At 40.3% G+C, this 13513-nt stretch carries 14 protein-coding genes, 1 pseudogene and 1 other annotated feature; of the genes and pseudogenes, 13 read left to right on the forward strand and 2 right to left on the reverse strand.

The genetic code is table 11. From position 1 onward, the window contains the following. Positions 1–164 precede the first annotated feature (164 nt). Positions 165–390: a binding site (T-box leader), on the forward strand. 374 nt (positions 391–764) lie between these two features. Genes trpE through trpA form a run of 7 tightly spaced genes read left to right on the forward strand, consistent with a single transcriptional unit; the run spans position 765 to position 7024 of the window. After that, entirely contained in the window at positions 765–2126 is a 1362-nt protein-coding gene (trpE, locus tag HT693_RS04805; RefSeq protein WP_172924969.1) for an anthranilate synthase component I, read from the forward strand. After that, the gene (locus HT693_RS04810) at positions 2123–2689 is read left to right on the forward strand and encodes an aminodeoxychorismate/anthranilate synthase component II (RefSeq protein ID WP_000601928.1); all 567 of its coding nucleotides are present in this window, start codon (positions 2123–2125) and stop codon (positions 2687–2689) included. The genes trpE and HT693_RS04810 overlap by 4 nt, the downstream gene beginning before the upstream one ends. 10 nt (positions 2690–2699) lie before the next feature. Then, complete coding sequence (gene trpD / locus HT693_RS04815; RefSeq protein ID WP_000658684.1) at positions 2700–3704, forward strand: anthranilate phosphoribosyltransferase; 1005 nt, start codon at positions 2700–2702, stop codon at positions 3702–3704. Then, on the forward strand, positions 3701–4468 hold the full coding sequence (gene trpC / locus HT693_RS04820) for an indole-3-glycerol phosphate synthase TrpC (RefSeq protein ID WP_000076548.1): 768 nt from the start codon (positions 3701–3703) through the stop codon (positions 4466–4468). The genes trpD and trpC overlap by 4 nt, the downstream gene beginning before the upstream one ends. Beyond that, positions 4455–5054, forward strand: a complete 600-nt coding sequence (locus HT693_RS04825; protein ID WP_171035934.1) for a phosphoribosylanthranilate isomerase — start codon at positions 4455–4457, stop codon at positions 5052–5054. Before trpC ends, HT693_RS04825 begins: the two co-directional genes overlap by 14 nt. Further along, entirely contained in the window at positions 5032–6255 is a 1224-nt protein-coding gene (gene trpB / locus HT693_RS04830) for a tryptophan synthase subunit beta (protein ID WP_138704704.1), read from the forward strand. The genes HT693_RS04825 and trpB overlap by 23 nt, the downstream gene beginning before the upstream one ends. After that, positions 6248–7024: a tryptophan synthase subunit alpha gene (gene trpA, locus HT693_RS04835; protein ID WP_172924971.1), complete on the forward strand. Its 777-nt coding sequence runs from the start codon at positions 6248–6250 to the stop codon at positions 7022–7024. Before trpB ends, trpA begins: the two co-directional genes overlap by 8 nt. Here the strand turns inward: trpA and HT693_RS04840 are convergent. Beyond that, positions 6996–7094 (reverse strand): annotated as a pseudogene (locus tag HT693_RS04840) (prepilin peptidase); the annotation flags it as partial. The gene trpA and the pseudogene HT693_RS04840 overlap by 29 nt on opposite strands. Before the next feature lie 123 nt (positions 7095–7217). On the opposite strand from HT693_RS04840, the gene HT693_RS04845 reads away from it, so the two are divergent. Then, positions 7218–7949: a hypothetical protein gene (locus tag HT693_RS04845; protein ID WP_023940758.1), complete on the forward strand. Its 732-nt coding sequence runs from the start codon at positions 7218–7220 to the stop codon at positions 7947–7949. A 14-nt stretch (positions 7950–7963) separates the two neighbouring features. Next, complete coding sequence (locus HT693_RS04850) at positions 7964–9115, forward strand: XRE family transcriptional regulator (protein WP_023932622.1); 1152 nt, start codon at positions 7964–7966, stop codon at positions 9113–9115. 51 nt (positions 9116–9166) lie between these two features. Here HT693_RS04850 and HT693_RS04855 read toward each other — a convergent pair whose 3' ends face one another. Further along, positions 9167–9826: an A24 family peptidase gene (locus tag HT693_RS04855; RefSeq protein ID WP_119947608.1), complete on the reverse strand. Its 660-nt coding sequence runs from the start codon at positions 9824–9826 to the stop codon at positions 9167–9169. A 69-nt stretch (positions 9827–9895) separates the two neighbouring features. On the opposite strand from HT693_RS04855, the gene HT693_RS04860 reads away from it, so the two are divergent. From HT693_RS04860 to HT693_RS04875, 4 genes are all read left to right on the forward strand, one after another. Continuing rightward, entirely contained in the window at positions 9896–10351 is a 456-nt protein-coding gene (locus tag HT693_RS04860; RefSeq protein ID WP_119947609.1) for a GNAT family N-acetyltransferase, read from the forward strand. Between the two features lie 181 nt (positions 10352–10532). Beyond that, positions 10533–11534 (forward strand): LacI family DNA-binding transcriptional regulator, encoded by a 1002-nt coding sequence (locus HT693_RS04865; RefSeq protein ID WP_000230199.1) that lies wholly within the window; start codon positions 10533–10535, stop codon positions 11532–11534. Positions 11535–11687: 153 nt separating this feature from the next. Then, positions 11688–12605 carry a sugar ABC transporter permease gene (locus HT693_RS04870; protein ID WP_001084980.1) on the forward strand — a complete coding sequence of 306 codons (918 nt, stop codon included), beginning with the start codon at positions 11688–11690 and terminating at the stop codon, positions 12603–12605. 10 nt (positions 12606–12615) lie between these two features. Beyond that, positions 12616–13506, forward strand: coding sequence for a carbohydrate ABC transporter permease (locus HT693_RS04875; RefSeq protein WP_000797956.1), 891 nt, complete (start codon positions 12616–12618; stop codon positions 13504–13506). The last annotated feature ends 7 nt before the right edge of the window (positions 13507–13513 follow it).

Consider the following 13513-nt stretch of genomic DNA (forward strand, 5'->3'; position numbering starts at 1 on the left):
CTGACGAAGTCAGTAACCATACCTACGGCAAGGTGAAGTTGACGCGGTTTGAAGAGATTTTCGAAGAGTATAAAGGTGTACCGAGATGAACATCTCTTCATCAATGTCTCTGGTCGTGGAGACAAGGACGTAGCTGCGATTGCAGACTACCTAGAAGCTAAAAAATAAAAGATGGAAAAATTACAGTCCTTTCTCTCACAGAGAGCTTGTGGTTGCTGAAAACAAGCAGAGAAAACTGTAAGGTTGGGTCCATCTGAAACGAGAGAAGAAAACATCATTCTCAAGGGAGTGCCCTTTATCGCACAGCCTGTTACAGGAGGTTTCTGAGACAGGAATGAGAGATAGGAGAAATCCTATAATTGAGGTGGCACCGCGAATTTCGTCCTCACGCAAGTTATTTTGCGTGGGGATTTTTATATATTTATCGCAGATATTGCGATTAATTTTTTAAATATTTTCAATAAATAGGTCGTTATAGAATATTTACGAACGAAGTGAGTTTCTAAAAGCTGTTTCCCGCCATAGTGGTATCTTAGAGAAGCAAAGATGCTTCTCTAGGACGGAATTTTTGAGAGTAAAATAGTTCGGGGAACTATTTTAGCCTGAGCCTAGAAATGAATGAGCGAGGAGCTCAAAAATTAGGTCTTTCATTTCATGGTTTTCTAAAATCATCCACTGGATAATTTTACCTCCCGTCCGCACTATTTAAGGGAAATAGAAAAAAGATAAAAAATTAAAAATAAGGAACTGAAAGGGAAATTACAATGGAACGAATCATTCATGGAGATGTCTTATCACCAATCTTGGCTTATATGCGCCTAAAGGGGCAACACAAGGTTATTTTAGAAAGTATTCCGAGAGACAAGGAAACGGCTCGTTTTTCTATCCTAGCCTATAATCCAGTTTTTGAGATTAAGTTTGAAAATGGAGTTCTCTATCAAAATGGTCAAGTGATTGATCGGGATCCCTTGGATTTCCTTTATGAAGTGATTCATAAGAGTCAGCACCACTCAGAGCTCCCTTTTGGTGGTGGAGCCATTGGTTTTGTGGGTTACGATATGATTTCGCTTTATGAAGAAATTGGTCAAATCCCTGAGGATACAATTGGGACGCCAGACATGCATTTCTTTGTCTATGAGAGCTATATGGTCTTTGACCACAAGAAGGAGAAGATACATGTCATAGAGGATGCACTTTATAGTGAGCGCAGTCAAGAGGCCTTGGAAAAATCTTTGAACCAAGTGCTTGAGGAATTACGCATTCCTGCTCCAAATGAATTTGAAGACTTGGATTTATCACCACTTGACTTCAAACCGCATATCGCTCCACATAAGTTTGAGGGAATGGTAGAAACCGCTCGCGACTTGATTCGTAATGGAGATATGTTCCAATGTGTACTCAGCCAGCGTTTCTCAGCAGAAGTTACTGGAAATCCATTTGACTTCTACAGAAATCTCCGCGTAACTAATCCTTCTAATTACCTTTATTTCTATGATTTTGGGGATTATCAAATCATCGGAGCTAGTCCAGAAAGTTTGGTTTCTGTCAAAAATGGCATCGTGACAACCAATCCGATTGCAGGGACGCGACCAAGAGGTGCTACGGATGAAGAGGACAAGGCTTTGGCGACAGACCTACTTTCGGATGAGAAGGAAACAGCAGAGCATCGGATGTTAGTAGACTTGGGACGTAATGATATCGGTCGCATCTCTGAAACGGCCAGTGTCCAAGTCACTAAGTATATGGAAGTGGAGCTTTTCCGTTATGTCATGCATTTGACCAGTGTGGTCAAGGGGCGTTTGCTTCCAGAACTCACTGCCATGGATGCCTTGAAAGCAACACTTCCTGCTGGAACCGTTTCTGGAGCGCCAAAGATTCGAGCTATGAGACGTATCTATGAACTGGAAACAGAAAAACGGGGCGTATACGCAGGAGCAATCGGCTACTTGTCTGCGACGGGTGATATGGATTTGGCCATCGCCATCCGAACCATGATTCTCAAAAATCAAAGAGCTTATGTGCAGGCTGGGGCAGGGATTGTCTACGACTCTATCGCCCAAAACGAATACCAAGAAACCATTAACAAAACAAAATCTATGACTAGAATTGGAGAACTAAGACCATGATTTTATTGATTGACAACTATGATTCTTTTACCTATAACTTGGCCCAATACATTGGGAATTTTGCAGAAGTTCAGGTTCTGAGAAATGATGATTCCAAGCTGTATGAAGAAGCTGAAAAAGCAGATGGTCTGGTCTTTTCTCCTGGTCCTGGTTGGCCAGTTGATGCTGGAAAGATGGAAGACATGATTCGTGATTTTGCAGGCAAGAAGCCGATTCTAGGGATTTGTTTGGGCCACCAAGCCATTGCAGAAGTCTTTGGTGGTAAGCTAGGTTTGGCTCCAAAAGTCATGCATGGGAAACAGAGCAATATCAACTTTGAAGCGCCATCTGTTTTGTATCAAGGTATTGAGGATGGACGTGCGGTCATGCGTTATCACAGTATTTTGATTGAGGAAATGCCAGAAGACTTTGAAGTGACAGCTCGTTCGACTGATGACCAAACCATCATGGGGATTCAACATAAAAACCTACCGATTTATGGCTTCCAGTACCATCCAGAGAGCATTGGAACGCCAGACGGCTTGTCTTCTATTCGGAATTTTATCGAGGAGGTTGTAAAGTGAGGAAACTAGGATGAAAGAGATTATTGAAAAACTAGCAAAATTTGAAAATTTATCAGGTGTGGAAATGACGGATGTCATTGAGCGTATCGTAACTGGCCGTGTAACGGAGGCGCAGATTGCTTCTCTCCTCTTAGCTCTTAAGATGAAGGGGGAAACACCTGAAGAACGCACAGCCATTGCCCAAGTCATGAGAGGACATGCCCAGCATATTCCAACTGAGATTCATGATGCCATGGACAATTGTGGTACAGGTGGGGACAAGTCTTTCAGTTTTAATATTTCCACAACTGCAGCCTTTGTCTTGGCTGGTGGCGGTATTCACATGGCCAAGCATGGTAACCGCTCGATTTCTTCTAAATCTGGTTCCGCAGATGTCCTCGAAGCCTTGGGAATCAATCTTGACCTCAAACCAGCTGAACTAGGTAAGGTCTTTGATAAAACTGGCATCGTCTTTCTCTTCGCTAAAAATATGCACCCAGCTATGAAATACATCATGCCAGCTCGTTTGGAATTGGGAATTCCAACGATTATGAACTTGACTGGTCCACTGATTCATCCAATGGCTTTAGAAACACAGCTTCTTGGAATTAGTCGTCCAGAACTCCTAGAAAGTACAGCTCAGGTTTTGAAAAATATGGGTCGCAAACGTGCCATCGTGGTTGCTGGACCAGAAGGGTTGGATGAAGCTGGATTGAACGGAACAACCAAGATTGCACTTCTTGAAAATGGCGAAATCAGCTTGTCAAGCTTTACTCCAGAGGATTTGGGAATGGAAGGCTATGCTATGGAAGATATTCGTGGTGGGAATGCTCAGGAAAATGCAGAAATTTTGCTTAGCGTTCTGAAAAACGAAGCAAGTCCATTCTTGGAAACGACAGTCTTGAATGCTGGTCTTGGTTTCTATGCTAATGGTAAGATTGATAGCATCAAGGAAGGAGTTGCCTTGGCCCGGCAAGTGATTGCTAGAGGCAAGGCCCTTGAAAAACTCAGACTGTTACAGGAGTACCAAAAATGAGTCAGGAATTTTTAGCACGAATCTTAGAGCAGAAGGCGCGTGAGGTGGAGCAGATGAAGCTGGAGCAAATCCAGCCTCTGCGCCAGACCTATCGCTTGGCAGAATTTTTGAAGAATCATCAGGACCGCTTGCAGGTAATCGCTGAGGTCAAGAAAGCTAGCCCTAGTTTGGGAGATATCAATCTCGATGTGGATATTGTGCAACAGGCCCAGACTTATGAAGAAAACGGAGCAGTGATGATTTCGGTGTTGACAGATGAGGTTTTCTTTAAAGGGCATTTGGATTATCTACGGGAAATTTCCAGTCAGGTAGAGATTCCGACGCTCAACAAAGACTTTATCATCGATGAAAAGCAAATCATCCGCGCTCGCAATGCAGGTGCGACAGTTATCTTGCTCATTGTGGCAGCCTTGTCCGAAGAACGCCTCAAGGAACTGTATGACTACGCGACAGAGCTTGGTCTGGAAGTCTTAGTGGAGACTCACAATCTAGCTGAACTAGAGGTAGCCCACAGACTTGGTGCTGAGATTATCGGGGTCAACAACCGCAACTTGACTACCTTTGAGGTCGACTTGCAGACCAGTGTAGATTTAGCCCCTTACTTTGAGGAAGGTCGCTATTACATTTCTGAATCTGCCATTTTCACAGGGCAGGATGCGGAACGACTAGCCCCATACTTTAACGGAATTTTGGTAGGGACAGCTCTTATGCAGGCAGAAAATGTGGCCCAGAGAATCAAGGAGTTGCAGATTGACAAAGGTTAAAATTTGTGGACTATCGACCGAAGAAGCGGTGGAAACAGCCGTTTCAGCAGGAGCCGACTATATCGGTTTTGTCTTTGCACCTAGTAAAAGACAGGTGACTTTAGAAGAGGCAGCTGAGCTGGCAAAGCTTATTCCTGCAGATGTGAAAAAGGTTGGAGTATTTGTTTCACCAAGTCGGGTAGAACTGCTAGAAGTCATTGACAAAGTTGGCTTGGACTTGGTTCAAGTTCACGGTCAGGTGGCAGATGATTTATTTGAGAATTTGCCTTGTGCTAGCATTCAGGCTGTGCAGGTAGATGGAGAGGGTCATGTGCCCAATTCTCAGGCAAACTATCTACTCTTTGATGCCCCTGTGGCTGGGAGTGGCCAGCCCTTTGATTGGGGTCAACTGGATACGACTGGATTACCTCAGTCTTTCTTTATCGCAGGTGGGCTTAAGGAAGACAATGTAGTAAAAGCAATTCAACACTTTACTCCCTATGCAGTAGATGTATCAAGCGGAGTGGAGACAGATGGACAAAAAGATTATGAAAAGATTAGAAGATTTATAGAGAGGGTAAAGAATGGCATATCAAGAACCAAATAAAGATGGATTTTACGGAAAATTCGGCGGACGTTTTGTCCCAGAAACATTGATGACAGCAGTTTTGGAGTTGGAGAAGGCCTACCGTGAAAGTCAGGCAGACCCAAGTTTCCAAGAGGAATTAAACCAACTTTTGCGCCAGTATGTGGGACGTGAAACTCCCCTTTACTACGCAAAAAACTTGACCCAGCATATCGGCGGAGCCAAGATTTATCTCAAACGTGAAGACCTCAACCATACAGGAGCCCACAAGATTAACAATGCCTTGGGACAAGTTCTTCTGGCTAAACGCATGGGCAAAAAGAAAATTATCGCTGAAACCGGTGCTGGTCAGCACGGTGTGGCAACTGCAACTGCTGCAGCCCTCTTTAACATGGAATGTACCATCTACATGGGTGAGGAAGATGTCAAACGCCAAGCCCTCAATGTCTTCCGTATGGAGCTTTTGGGAGCTAAGGTCGAGGCCGTGATAGATGGTTCGCGCGTGCTCAAGGATGCGGTCAATGCAGCTCTTCGTTCATGGGTGGCTAATATCGATGATACCCACTATATCCTTGGTTCTGCCTTGGGGCCTCATCCATTCCCAGAAATCGTTCGTGACTTCCAAAGTGTCATCGGTCGAGAGGCTAAACAACAGTATCGCGATATGACAGGTCAAGATCTGCCAGATGCCCTAGTAGCCTGTGTTGGTGGTGGGTCGAATGCCATCGGTCTCTTCCATCCATTTGTAGAAGATGAGTCTGTAGCTATGTATGGGGCTGAAGCGGCTGGACTTGGTGTGGATACGGAGCACCACGCAGCTACCTTGACTAAGGGTCGTCCTGGTGTTCTTCACGGTTCTCTCATGGATGTGCTCCAAGATGCCCATGGTCAAATTCTTGAAGCCTTCTCTATCTCAGCAGGTTTGGACTATCCTGGTATCGGTCCTGAACATTCTCACTACCACGATATCAAACGTGCCAGCTATGTTCCTGTGACTGACGAGGAAGCCTTGGAAGGATTCCAACTCTTGTCTCGTGTGGAAGGGATTATCCCAGCCTTGGAATCTAGCCATGCTATCGCCTTTGCGGTGAAATTGGCCAAAGAACTCGGTCCAGACAAGTCCATGATTGTCTGTCTATCAGGTCGTGGTGACAAGGATGTGGTTCAAGTCAAAGACCGCTTGGAAGCAGATGCAGCAAAGAAGGGAGAAGCTCATGCCTAAGACACTAACAGAAAAATTAAACGCTATAAAAGCAGCTGGAAAAGGAATTTTCGTTCCCTATATCATGGCTGGTGACCACGAGAAAGGTTTGGACGGTCTTGCTGAAACAATTCACTTTTTAGAAGATTTGGGTGTCTCTGCAATTGAAGTGGGAATTCCCTTTTCAGATCCTGTCGCAGATGGACCTGTGATCGAAGAAGCAGGTCTGCGCAGTCTAGCCCACGGGACCTCTACCCAGGCTTTGGTTGAAACCTTGAAAACAATTGAAACAGAGGTTCCGCTGGTCATCATGACCTACTTCAACCCCCTCTTTCAGTACGGTGTTGAGAACTTTGTCAAAGATTTGGCAGATACAGCGGTTAAGGGCTTGATTATTCCAGACCTGCCTCATGAGCATGCCAACTTTGTAGAACCATTTTTGGCAGATACAGACATGGCCTTGATTCCCCTAGTTAGTTTGACGACAGGAATTGAGCGCCAGAAAGAGTTGATTGAAGGGGCAGAAGGATTTGTCTATGCCGTTGCCATCAATGGGGTGACAGGGAAATCTGGCAATTACCGTGCAGACTTGGACAAGCACTTGACTCAACTGCATCAAGTAGCTGATATCCCAGTCTTGACAGGATTTGGCGTATCTAGTCAAGCTGATGTAGAACGCTTCAATGCGGTATCGGATGGTGTTATTGTCGGTTCGAAAATTGTAAAAGCCCTCCACCAAGGAGAGCCGATTCAGGACTTTATCAAACAAGCAGTAGCTTACCAAAAATAATCACACAAGCAGCGAGTAAGAGGAAAGGCACGAAAGGAAGTCTTTCCTTTTTCTTTTGCAGGAGAAAAGCTGGTTTTAGATATCATTTGCTAAATTACTCTAATATATAACTTTAAGAAAAAGCTAATTATTGTAGTAATTTCTTTAAGAAAATGATATAATTCATTAAAAAGTATTCGGAGGAGGAAGAATTATGTTGAATCAGGATCTCTTTGATTCGCTTGAGGCACAAAAAATTGTAGATACTTTGATGAAAGGGCAAAAAGATTATGTAGATGAACGTCTAGAAAAAAGAGAGACAATGAAAGTGTCGAATGGTTATGCATGGACGCGACCTAATCATATTGATAATGCATTTGCATCAGCAGATTTGTTTGAGTATAAATTACAATTAGCAGGACAGACTTGGGGATATTTAGAATTTGAAACAAATACAGAAAAATATGGGAAAGTATTGTTAATTATAAAGGGTAAGAAGCGACTTACGAGCCAATTTCCTTTGGTACAAAAAAATAAGAGTGGCTACTTATTTGAATATGCTCGGATGAATACACTTTATCTTAATCAACATTCTTCCTACAAAAATGATGAAGATAGTCATTCTTTTCCAATTCAGATGGAGTTAGTTTCTGATGAAATGATTCAAGAAATTGAACAAGCTACCAAAAATTCGAATATCGAAAAATTTATGATTTTAACTTATGAGGCGGACTCAGAAAACAATATTATATCTGTAGATGTTGTTATGCCTGATGCACGAACTGGTCAGTTACACTTGATTCAGGATTTGTCTGAGTATATTCAATCAAGTTCGTACCATTTCGAAGAAGCTAAATATCAAAATATTCCTAATTTTTCAGAATTATCGGAAACAGAAGATTTTGAAATTATTCCAAGAATAGAAAAACAAGAAGGTCAAAAGTAGTAAGGAGTATGTAAATGTTTAATGGTCGGGTATTGAAAGAATTACGGCTGTTAAATGGTTTAAGTAGAGCAGAATTGGCTCAGAGAATTAATTTAACGGAACAAGCCATTTGGCAGTTTGAGTCCAACGAAACGAAACCTAAATTATCAACCAAAATGCATTTGGCCAACCAATTTCATGTTGATTTAACTTATTTTGAACAGGAAGAAGAGAGCATTCGATTTGATTCTTCTGTAATTGCCTTTAGAAATGCAGATCTAGCAACACGGAAAACAATAGATATTCAAACTATGTATTTACATAAGGTAGATAGTTTGATTGATTATTTTGAAAGTTTTGTAATTATACCTAATATTACAATTCATGACCTAAGTAATGTAGTGAGTGAATCTTATCATAAGGAAGAATCTATTGAGGAATTGGCTCTTTATGCCAGGGAAAAATTAGGTATTTCAAAAGATAATCATGATTTGCTTTATAAATTAGAACGTTCAGGCATCTATATCGTGGAACGATTAATTAATGGTCAAGCTGATGCTTATAGCGCATGGTCAAAATTGGGAAGACCTTATATTGTGTTGGGGACGAATAAATCATCTGTACGTCGAAATTTTGACTTAGCTCATGAGCTAGGACATATTCTTTTACACAAATGTAAAGATATGAATGAAGATGGCGATCGTTTGGAGCAAGAAGCAAATTATTTTGCATCATGTTTTTTATTGCCAAAAGAAGAGTTTTTAGTCAAATTTGAAGAGAAGGTTGGCAAGCGTGTCAGCAATCCTGATAGTTATATTTTATTGAAGTCGGATTTGAATGTTTCGATACAGGCTTTAGAGTATCGAGCTTTTAAGTTAGGATTATTGACTCCAAAGCAACATTCTTACTTTTATCGTCAAATTGCGCAAAAAGGTTACAAAATGATTGAACCTTTGGATGATCAAATTTTTGTAAAAAAACCAAGCAAAGTAAAGAGTATCCTGGACGTCGTTTTGAGTAATCATCTAGTCAGTCTAGCGACTATAATGTCTAAACAAAGTATTCGTTTACAGTTTATAAGCGAAATATTTTCAGTCGAAATGAAATTTTTTGATCAGTATCAAGAAGATAAAAGAACAGATCGATTTGATAACATCATTCCTTTGTACAAAAGAAATAATTTATAATTCAACTGTGAAATAATTTCATGAAGGACATATGGCAGAAATTGGACTTTATCAAACAAGCAGTAGCTTACCAAAAATAATCACACAAGCAGCAAGCAAGAGGAAAGGCACAAAAGGAAGTCTTTCCTTTTTCTTTTGCAGGAGAAAGGCTAGAATCCCCGCCGCAGAAGCAAACTGAATCAAGATGAGTAATTCTGTCGCACTAAAGACGAGAGCGCAAGAAGCCAAAAAGAGAAAATCCCCTGCGCCCATGCGGATATCGATAAAATGAGCTAAAATTCCAAGGGCAAGGAAGAAGACCATGACTAGATTCCAGCCAGAGCAGACCATTAGGATTAGGTGGAAAATCATCCAGACCAGTAGGGGATATTCCTGATGGTGAAAGTCGTAGATGCCCAAGGTCAAACCAGCAGTGATTAGGATGACTTGACTCAAGGAAAGTAATCCCCAAGACCAAGCCAGAAAGAGGAGACCTAAGCCTAGTTCCAAAAGGGCATACCAGACTGGATAAGGAGCCTTGCAGTAGCGACAGCGAAAGTGATTGAGCACCTGCGAGAGAATCGGAATCAAATCTAAGGAACGCAAGCGAGTCTGACAGGAATCGCAGTGACTGGCTGGACTGATAATGGATTGCTCTGGAAAACGGTCAATGACCAAACCAAGAAAGGAAGCGAGAATACTCCCGACAAGAAAAAAATAAATATCAATCATACTTATCTATTCGTAAAAAATAGGAGAAGTAGTATAATGGAGAGACATAGATAAGATGGTGAGGTCAAGATGATAATTCGTTTTGAAGAAAAGGTGAGCACAGAAAACGCTCAGCTCGTATGCCAATGGTCCAACTCCCTTGGCAAATCCTTTCAAGAACAATGGATGGGACCAAGGATTCCTTTTCCACTGACCCTTCAAGCCTTGCAAGACTTGGAAGGAGTCTTTTCAATCTTTGATGGACACGAGTTTGTCGGGCTTATCCAGAAAATCAGGCTAGAAGACAGCAATCTTCATATTGGAAGATTCTTTATTAACCCCCAGAAACAGGGGCAGGGCTTAGGTAGGCAGGCTTTAAGGAAATTTGTTAGTTTGGCCTTTGAAAATGAAGATATAGACAGTATTTCTTTAAATGTCCTCGAAGCAAATCAAACAGCTTACAATCTTTACCAAAAAGAAGGATTTGAAATCGTTCAAATGGTTGAAGCACCTGTACGGAAATATATTATGAAAAAGAGGAGATAGAAAGCAAACAAAGTCTTTTCCTGTGGTTGGTAGATTCCTATATATGAAATTGATGGGATTTTAGAAAGCCGATTGGAGTGATTTTATTCATGATGGGAAAAAGGGTCTGGACAAAAATGATTGAGAAATAGTTGCTAAAAAAGCGTTTGCATGATACTATATATTGAAAGGAGGTGATAAGATGGTAGAACAAAGAAAATCAATTACCATGAAAGATGTTGCTTTAGAAGCAGGAGTTAGTGTTGGAACAGTTTCACGTGTGATTAATAAAGAAAAAGGCATTAAAGAAGTAACCTTGAAAAAAGTGGAGCAAGCGATTAAAACTTTGAATTACATTCCAGATTACTATGCTAGAGGAATGAAAAAAAATCGAACAGAAACGATTGCAATCATTGTACCAAGTATCTGGCATCCCTTCTTTTCAGAATTTGCTATGCATGTGGAAAATGAAGTCTATAAGAGAAATAACAAATTACTCTTATGTTCTATCAATGGTACAAATAGAGAGCAAGACTATCTGGAGATGTTGCGTCATAATAAAGTTGATGGAGTGGTTGCCATTACCTATAGTCCAATTGAACATTACTTGACGTCAGGAATTCCCTTTGTTAGTATTGACCGCACATACTCAGATATTGCCATTCCTTGTGTTTCATCAGATAATGATGCAGGTGGAAGAGAAGCAGCTAAACAATTAATTAGTAAAGGATGTCAGCATTTAGCCTTTGTGGGCGGACATAATACAACCATTAATGAAACCAAACGTCGTAGAATTTCCTTTGAAAAGTATGTCCAAGAGCATAAAATACCTCTTAGTATTTTTGATTTGGATGAGACAGTTACTGACTATCATGGAAAGCTAGAGAGTTTCTTGGAAGACAATCATTCTATAGATGGAATTTTTACAATTAACGACTTTGCAGCTTTAGATGTTATTGATATACTAGAAAAAAATGGTAAACGTATTCCTCATGATGTCCAAATTATTGGATACGATGGAATTAAAATGGCTGGAGATAGAGATTATCTACTTTCAACTATTGAACAACCATTGGAAGAAATGGCAAAAGAAGCGGTTCGGATTTTGTTTGATATTATTGATGGAAAGACTGTTAATTTGCAGACAATCCTACCAGTGAAATTTGTTGAAGGAAAAACAACAAAAAATGAAAATAAGTCTTGACAGAAAACGCTAACAATGTTAGAATGAATTCAGATAAAAAAAGATTTATTTTTTTAAAACAAAAATGAAACGTTTCAAAAACAAAACAAATAGACAGCGCCAAGCGTTATCTTTTTCGACCAAAAATGAAACGTTTCAAAAAAGGAGGTTGCTATGAATAGCAAAGCGAAGCAAGTTTCTCTTTGGGAAAGAATCAAGAAACAAAAACTCTTGTTATTGATGACTGTCCCTGGTTTAGTTTTAACCTTTATCTTTAAATACATTCCTATGTACGGGGTTTTAATCGCATTTAAAGATTACAATCCCTTAAAAGGAATTTTAGGGAGTGATTGGATTGGTTTTTCTGAGTTTACAAAATTCATATCCTCTCCCAACTTTGGTATCTTGTTAGCCAATACTTTAAAATTAAGTATCTATGGTTTATTGCTTGGCTTTTTACCACCAATCATTCTTGCTATTATGCTCAATCAACTCTTGAGTGAAAAAGTTAAAAAACGAATTCAGCTCATTTTATACGCACCAAACTTTATCTCAGTCGTTGTTATCGTTGGTATGATTTTCCTTTTCTTTTCAGTGGGAGGACCAATTAACAATTTTCTCTCTATGTTTGGAATGAAGGCTGACTTCTTGACAAATCCAGACTTCTTTAGACCTTTATACATCTTTAGTGGTATCTGGCAAGGAATGGGGTGGGCTTCAACGCTCTACACGGCAACGTTGGTAAATGTAGATCCAGCCTTAGTAGAAGCAGCACGACTGGATGGAGCCAATATCTTCCAACGAATCTGGCACATTGATATTCCAGCTCTTAAGCCTATTATGGTTATCCAATTTGTTTTAGCTGCAGGTGGAATCATGAATGTCGGATATGAAAAAGCATTCCTGATGCAGACATCGTTGAACTTGCCAACTTCTGAAATTATCTCTACATATGTCTATAAAGTTGGTCTTGTATCAGGAGACTATTCTTACTCAACAGCGGTTGGTTTGTTTAATGCAGTGATTAACGTAGTATTGCTAGTCGCGGTTAACCAAATCGTTAAACGCGTGAATAATGGTGAAGGAATTTAAGGAGGGAAGCATGAAAAATTCGATTATGGATACAAAATTTGATAGACGTATCTTACTCTTAAATAAAATCATTATTGTCTTTATCGTTTTGATAACCTTACTTCCTTTACTTTATATCGTCGTAGCATCCTTTATGGATCCTAAGGTTCTGGTTAGTAGAGGGATTAGCTTTAATCCAGCCGATTGGACGGTAGAAGGTTACCAGCGTGTATTCAGTGACCAATCTATTCTAAGAGGTTTTATCAATTCTCTACTATACTCTTTTGGCTTTGCGGCTTTAACAGTCTTGCTATCTGTGTTTACAGCTTATCCTCTTTCTAAGAAAGACTTGGTAGGGCGCCGTTGGATTAACTACTTCTTGATTGTAACCATGTTCTTTGGTGGTGGTTTAGTCCCAACTTACTTGCTGGTAAAAGATTTGGGCATGCTGAATACTCCATGGGCTATCATTGTTCCAGGTGCTGTCAATGTTTGGAATATTATTCTTGCTAGGGCTTATTTCCAAGGATTGCCTGAAGAATTAGTTGAAGCAGCGGTCATTGATGGTGCAAATGATTTACAGATTTTCTTCAAAATCATGCTTCCTCTTGCAAAACCAATTATGTTTGTTCTCTTCCTCTATGCTTTTGTCGGCCAGTGGAACTCATACTTTGATGCAATGATTTATATCAAGGATCCAAACTTGGAACCATTGCAACTAGTACTTCGTAAAATTCTCATTCAGAGCCAACCAGGTCAAGACATGATTGGAGCACAAGCGGCTATGAATGAAATGAAACGTTTAGCTGAATTGATTAAATACGCAACTATTGTCATTTCCAGCTTGCCATTGATTGTTATGTATCCATTCTTCCAAAAATACTTTGATAAAGGAATTATGGCTGGTTCACTTAAAGGATAAAAAAAGA

Source organism: Streptococcus sp. 2154 (assembly GCF_013277255.1).
Lineage (GTDB): Bacteria > Bacillota > Bacilli > Lactobacillales > Streptococcaceae > Streptococcus > Streptococcus pseudopneumoniae.

Excerpts from the sequence above, each read along its gene's own strand:
- trpE (WP_172924969.1), top strand. The coding sequence starts at position 765 with ATGGAACGAATCATTCATGGAGATGTCTTATCACCAATCTTGGCTTAT.
- HT693_RS04810 (WP_000601928.1), top strand. The coding sequence starts at position 2,123 with ATGATTTTATTGATTGACAACTATGATTCTTTTACCTATAACTTGGCC.
- trpD (WP_000658684.1), top strand. The coding sequence starts at position 2,700 with ATGAAAGAGATTATTGAAAAACTAGCAAAATTTGAAAATTTATCAGGT.
- trpC (WP_000076548.1), top strand. The coding sequence starts at position 3,701 with ATGAGTCAGGAATTTTTAGCACGAATCTTAGAGCAGAAGGCGCGTGAG.
- trpB (WP_138704704.1), top strand. The coding sequence starts at position 5,032 with ATGGCATATCAAGAACCAAATAAAGATGGATTTTACGGAAAATTCGGC.
- trpA (WP_172924971.1), top strand. The coding sequence starts at position 6,248 with ATGCCTAAGACACTAACAGAAAAATTAAACGCTATAAAAGCAGCTGGA.
- HT693_RS04845 (WP_023940758.1), top strand. The coding sequence starts at position 7,218 with ATGTTGAATCAGGATCTCTTTGATTCGCTTGAGGCACAAAAAATTGTA.
- HT693_RS04850 (WP_023932622.1), top strand. The coding sequence starts at position 7,964 with ATGTTTAATGGTCGGGTATTGAAAGAATTACGGCTGTTAAATGGTTTA.
- HT693_RS04855 (WP_119947608.1), bottom strand. The coding sequence starts at position 9,826 with ATGATTGATATTTATTTTTTTCTTGTCGGGAGTATTCTCGCTTCCTTT.
- HT693_RS04860 (WP_119947609.1), top strand. The coding sequence starts at position 9,896 with ATGATAATTCGTTTTGAAGAAAAGGTGAGCACAGAAAACGCTCAGCTC.
- HT693_RS04865 (WP_000230199.1), top strand. The coding sequence starts at position 10,533 with ATGGTAGAACAAAGAAAATCAATTACCATGAAAGATGTTGCTTTAGAA.
- HT693_RS04870 (WP_001084980.1), top strand. The coding sequence starts at position 11,688 with ATGAATAGCAAAGCGAAGCAAGTTTCTCTTTGGGAAAGAATCAAGAAA.
- HT693_RS04875 (WP_000797956.1), top strand. The coding sequence starts at position 12,616 with ATGAAAAATTCGATTATGGATACAAAATTTGATAGACGTATCTTACTC.